The following is a 5,576-nucleotide window of genomic DNA, read 5'->3' on the forward strand; positions in this document are numbered from 1 at the left end:
CCTACGAGGTGGTCAAGGACGTGTTCGGCCGCTCCGGCGATCAGGGGGTGGAGTTCGTCAAGGTGGCGATGCAGCCCGGCATGCCGCAGGGGATCGGGCGGGTCGGTGACGCCACAATCGTCACGCTGCCCGGCAACCCGGTCAGCGCGCAGGTGTCCTTCGAGGTGTTCATCCGGCCCCCGCTGCGATCGGCGATGGGCCTGCCCGCTCCCGAGCGGCCCCGCCGCGGCGCGGTGCTGGCCGCGACGTTGACGTCACCGCCGGGTAAGCGGCAGTTCCGCCGCGGCTTGCTCGACCGGGTCGCCGGCACCGTCAACGCCTACGGCCCGCCGGCATCGCATCATCTGCGCTACCTGGCGTCGGCGAACTGCCTCCTGGACATCGCCGAGGATGTCACGGAGGTGCCGACCGGAACCCACCTGCAAGTCTGGGACCTGACCGGCTGAGCTCGGCAAGTTCGTAAGATGACCGGATGGCCAGACGCCCCCGTCCAGCAGCCGATCCGGGATCGGGCCTGCGGCGGCTGCCCGGGTTGCTGCGTTCGGCCGTTCCGCCGGTGCACCGCGCCGGGTGGCCGTTCGTCTCCGCCGGGCTTGCGCTGGCTCTGGTGGCGACAAGAGCCGGACGCAACCATCGCCTGCTGCTCCGGGCCGGGCTGCTGGCCGCCGGTGCCAGCGCCGTATTCTTTCGTCATCCGCGCCGCGTGCCCCCCGCCCGGGCGGGGGTGGTGGTGGCGCCCGCCGACGGGGTGATCTGCGCGATCGACGCCGCGACGCCACCCGCCGAACTCGATCTGCCCGACGTGGCGCTGCCGCGGGTCAGCATCTTCATGTCGATACTCGACGCACATGTGCAACGGGCACCGACCGGCGGCGAGGTGCTCGCGGTGCTGCACCGGGCGGGCCGGTTCGGCTCGGCAGACCTGGCCGCGGCCAGCACCGACAATGAACGCAACAGCATGCGGATCCGCACGCCGGACGGCGCCGAGGTGGTCGTCGTGCAGATCGCCGGCCTGCTGGCGCGGCGCATCGTCTGTGACGCCCGGCCAGGCGACAACCTGTCGATCGGCGAGAGCTACGGCATGATCCGGTTCGGTTCCCGGCTGGACACCTACCTGCCGGTGGGCACGGTCCCGCTGGTGGAAATCGGTCAGCGTGCCGTCGCCGGCGAAACCGTACTGGCTGAACTGCCATGACCTCCTCGCGCGCCAGGCGGGCGGTGGGACTGCACATCCTACCCAGCTCGATGACGGTGCTGGCCATCTGCGCCGGGCTCACCTCGATCAAGTTCGCCCTCGACGGCCAGCCGCACATCGCGATGGCGCTGATCGCCGCGGCCGCCATTCTCGACGGGCTGGACGGTCGGGTCGCCCGCATCCTTGACGCCGAGTCGCGGATGGGCGAGCAGATCGACTCGCTGGCCGATGCGGTGAACTTCGGGGTGGCGCCCGCGGTGGTGATCTACGTGTCGCTGCTGTCGACCCTGTCGGCCGGCTGGATCGTGGTGCTGCTGTATGCGGTGTGCGTGGTGTTGCGGCTGGCCCGGTTCAACGCGTTGCTCGACGACGCCAGCCTGCCCGCCTACACCCGCGAGTTCTTCGTCGGCATGCCCGCTCCGGCCGGCGCGATCTCCCTGATCGGGCTGCTGTCGGCCAAACTGCAGTTCGGTGACGGGTGGTGGACGTCGCAATGGTTCGCCTGCGCGTGGGTGGTGGCCACGTCCGTGCTGCTGGTCAGCCGCATCCCGATGAAGAAGATGCATGCCGTGTCGGTGCCGCCTAACTTGGCCGCGGTGTTGCTGGCGGTGCTGGCACTGGTCGCCGCTGCCGCGTTCCTGTTCCCCTACATCCTGGTCATGGTGCTGATCGTGGCCTACCTGTGTCACATTCCGTTCGCTATCCGCAGTCAGCGCTGGGTGGCCGCACACCCGGAAGCCTGGGAGGACGAACCGAAGCAGCGCCGCGCCGCGCGCCGCGCGATCCGCCGGGCGCAACCCGGCCGCCGCTCGGTGGCGCGGCTTGGCCTGCACAAGCCCGGCGGCCGCTGACATGACGACCCCCGCCCACGGCTCCCGCCACCTCGCCCTGACCGCCCGGCTGAACACATCCGCGGTCGGCGCACGCCGCGGTGTCGTCCGGTTGTATCCGGAAGCGGTTGCCGCCCTTGGCATCCGGGAATGGGGATCAGCTGTTGTGTGTTGAGTGGTCGGTTGTTGATGCTCCTATTCGCGTTGAAGGTCAAGTGGCGGTGAGCCAGGCGCGGTAGTTGGCGGCGAGGGTGTCGTCGCGTTTGAGCAGGCTCAAGATGTCGAGTTTGGAGCCGCCGTTGGCCAGCTGGTGGGTGACGTAGTCGCGGGTGCGCGGGTCGTTGGACATAGGCACCAAGGCGCTGCGGTGCGGGCCTTGCACGCGCTCAGTACCGCCACCGCGATGGGCTCGGTGTGTGCACCGGGGCTGATGAGGTTGGTGGTGCTGCGGCGACGGTAGCGTTCCCGCAGTTCGGCAGGGGCGGTGATGAGCAGGGCTTTGATCTGGTTGATCGCTGCGGTGCGGGCCTTGATCGCACCGCGTCGGGCGATCAGCAGCGCTTTGAGTGCGCTGGTGTGCTCGTCTTTAGGCACGGCCAGACCGTCGCCGGCCAACGCGGTACGGGCCGCGGCGTAGGCATCGAGCGGATCGGATTTACCCCGCCGCCTGCGTGCGGCGCGGTCGGGGCGGCTGACCTCGGCCACCTCGATCCCGGCTTCCTGCAGAGCCCGGGTGAATCCCGCCCCGTAGCTACCGGTGCCCTCCACACCAGCGATCGCTACCTCGCCGTAGCTTTACGCCCATTTGATTGCCGCGGTTTAAGAAGAAGGGACGCGACGCCGATCGGGTTTCGTTTTCGACCGGAGCGATGGGGGTCGAGCCCGACCGGCGACATCTGACGCAACCGAACTTAGCCCAAACTTAGCCCGCTTCTGCGAGCACTGGGTCGTCAGCGATGGCCGTCTGGATGTACTCCGACGCCAGCGTTGCGTTGTTCAGCTTATTCAGCAAATTCGCAGGGTCGTCGATGATCATCGTGCGCCCAGTCGGATCAGCTCACACACCCGCTTCGACGGTCGTTTCGAGTTCATCGATGCAGTGCATCCCCGCACGAGCGCAAAGATACATCATCACGCCCTGCTACCTGGTGCAGATTTACCCTAGTCGACCCGAGCGGGCTTATGAATGATTAATGTCCAGACGGAGGCTTTACACAACCTGGTCATCATCGCAGCATGTCGAAGGAGCGCCGAGATGGCACGTGGTCGCAGCATCAAGGGGCATCGTCAAGCGCGTAAGGGGAGCGGGTGCGGTCGGGTGATCGGTGTGGGCACGGCCGTGGGGGCGTTTTTGACGTTCGGGATGCCGACGGCGGCCGTACCGGTGGCTCAGGCCGACGTGGTCGACGAGGTGGTCGATCACGTGTTGTCACCGTTTGTGGATGCCGCGACGAACACCGTTGACTGGGATGCGTTGGTGACCCCCGGCGCGTGGTCCGCCTTTTTCAGTACCGCGCACTGGGATGGTGTCTTGGCCGAGCTGCACACTTTGGGTGCCGCCGCTGTGCCGGCGGTCTGGGATTCGTCTGCTGCCGACTTGACCGCGTCGTTGCAGCAGTTCATCTACACCCCGCTGCATGCCGGTATCGAGAACTGGATCAACAGCTCGACCGGCCAGCAGGTCGACGGTGAGATCAACACTTTGTTCGGCTCGGAGGTGATCGGCAACGGCGCACCGGGCACCGCGGCTCACCCCGACGGCGGTGCCGGCGGGTGGCTGTTCGGTGACGGAGGTGCGGGCTGGAGCAGCACCTATCCCGGGATCCCCGGCGGTAACGGCGGTGCGGCCGGGTTGTTCGGCGACGGCGGCGCCGGCGGCGCCGGCGGCGCCGGGGTGGGCGGCGGCGAGGGCGGCGCCGGCGGATCGTTGATGGGTATCGGCGGTGCCGGCGGTGCTGGTGGCGCCGGCGAGGTCGGCTTCCTGGGCGGGGTTGGCGGCAACGGCGGCGCCGGCGGCGACGCGCCCGGCTCGCTGTTCGGCCTCGGCGGTGCCGGTGGTGACGGCGGCGCCGGAGCTCTCGGTGCGATTGGCGGCAACGGTGGTGATGGCGGCAGCGCCACCGCGGCGGCGGGCAGCGGCGGCGACGGCGGAAATGCCGGAGACAGCGGCGCCGATGCCAGCGGCCTGCCCGCACTCGGCGGAGCCGGCGGCACCGCCGGCCAGCTCGGCGAACACGGCACCGTCGGCCACGCCGCCACCACGGCAGACGCTGCACAGCCAACGGCCACCAGCACCGACGGCGGGCTGCTACCGCTGTCCCACGCCGGCACCTGGATCACCAACAGCGACGGCCAGGTCGTCATCATGCACGGGGTCAACGAGGTGTACAAGGTGCCACCGAATGAGCCGGCCGCCGACGGATTCGGCAATAACGACGCTGCGTTCCTGGCCGCCAACGGATTCGACGAGGTGCGGGTCGGGGTCATCTGGTCGGCCGTGGAGCCCGAACCCGGCGTCTTCAACGACGCCTACCTGGCTTCCATCGCCCAGACCGTGCACACCCTGGCTGAACATGGCATCTACAGCATCCTCGACGTACACCAAGACCTCTACGCCAGCACGTTCGGCGGCGAAGGCGCGCCGGCATGGGCGGTGCAGACCGGCGGGCTGCCGAACACCGAGGCAGGCTTTCCCTACACCTACTTCTTCGACCCGGCGGAGAATAACGCCTGGAACGCGTTCTGGTCGAACTCTGACGCACCGAACGGAGCCGGGCTGGAGAACGACTACGCGCAGATGTGGGAACACGTCGCCAGCTACTTCAACAACGATCCCGACGTGGCCGGCTTCGAGCTGATGAACGAGCCGTGGGCGGGATCGCAGACGATTCCGAGCCTGTTCGGCAGCGCGTTCTTCGGTCAACAGGACCTTACCCCGTTCTACAACCAGGTCGACTCGGCGATCCGGGCCGTCGACCCGACCACGCCGGTGATGTTCGAACCGTACCTGCTTTTCGATTTCGGGGTACCTACCCATTTAGGCACGGTGGATGACCCCAACACTGTCTTCGCGTTCCACGACGCCTGCCTCATCGGGTCGGTGACCAGCAGCGCTTCCACCTGTGTGCCGGAAGACGGCCTGGTCATGGACAATGCCGACACCTACACCGCGGAGCACGGCATTCCCGGCTTGGCCACCGAGATTGATCCCGGCACCACGACCGCGGTGATGGCCGACGGGGTGCAGGCCGCCGACCAACACCAGTTCGGCTGGTTGATGTGGGCCTACACCGGCCAGGGCGACATCACCACGAATGCGCCAAACACCGAAGCGCTGGTGTACAACCCCCACGATCCGCCGGTGGGCTCCAACGTCCACACGGCGTTGCTGGACGTCGTCGCCCAGCCGTACCCGCAGGTGGTCTCCGGCACGCCGGGTTCCTGGTCGTTCGACCACGGCACCTTCCAGTTCAGCTACACCACCGACAAAGCCGACGGCGACGGCAGCTTCCCGGCCGGCTCACACACCGACATCGCGGTGCCGGCCGTAC

Annotated in this window: 5 protein-coding genes and 2 pseudogenes; 6 read left to right on the top strand and 1 reads right to left on the bottom strand. The window is 68.2% G+C overall.

The window, feature by feature from the left end; all coding sequences use genetic code 11:
• From AC2VON_RS11325 to AC2VON_RS11340, 4 genes and pseudogenes are all read left to right on the top strand, one after another.
• The coding region (locus AC2VON_RS11325; RefSeq protein WP_486953049.1) for a molybdopterin-binding protein at window positions 1-446 on the top strand (446 nt) is incomplete at its 5' end.
• Between the two features lie 26 nt (window positions 447-472).
• Window positions 473-1,195 carry a phosphatidylserine decarboxylase gene (locus AC2VON_RS11330; RefSeq protein ID WP_486953050.1) on the top strand — a complete coding sequence of 241 codons (723 nt, stop codon included), beginning with the start codon at window positions 473-475 and terminating at the stop codon, window positions 1,193-1,195.
• The gene (pssA, locus tag AC2VON_RS11335; protein ID WP_486953051.1) at window positions 1,192-2,046 is read left to right on the top strand and encodes a CDP-diacylglycerol--serine O-phosphatidyltransferase; all 855 of its coding nucleotides are present in this window, start codon (window positions 1,192-1,194) and stop codon (window positions 2,044-2,046) included. Before AC2VON_RS11330 ends, pssA begins: the two co-directional genes overlap by 4 nt.
• A gap of 1 nt (window position 2,047) precedes the next feature.
• A pseudogene (locus AC2VON_RS11340) lies at window positions 2,048-2,179 on the top strand (hypothetical protein); the annotation flags it as partial.
• 119 nt (window positions 2,180-2,298) lie between these two features.
• Here AC2VON_RS11340 and AC2VON_RS11345 read toward each other — a convergent pair.
• Window positions 2,299-2,793, bottom strand: a complete 495-nt coding sequence (locus AC2VON_RS11345; RefSeq protein WP_486953052.1) for an IS110 family transposase — start codon at window positions 2,791-2,793, stop codon at window positions 2,299-2,301.
• A 44-nt stretch (window positions 2,794-2,837) separates the two neighbouring features.
• Here AC2VON_RS11345 and AC2VON_RS11350 point away from each other — a divergent pair.
• Together AC2VON_RS11350 and AC2VON_RS11355 are read left to right on the top strand one after the other, a co-directional pair.
• Window positions 2,838-2,933 (top strand): annotated as a pseudogene (locus AC2VON_RS11350) (hypothetical protein); the annotation flags it as partial.
• 419 nt (window positions 2,934-3,352) lie between these two features.
• The coding region (locus AC2VON_RS11355; protein WP_486953053.1) for a cellulase family glycosylhydrolase at window positions 3,353-5,576 on the top strand (2,224 nt) is incomplete at its 3' end.

It is taken from the genome of Mycobacterium sp. TH-M82 (genome assembly GCF_057473605.1).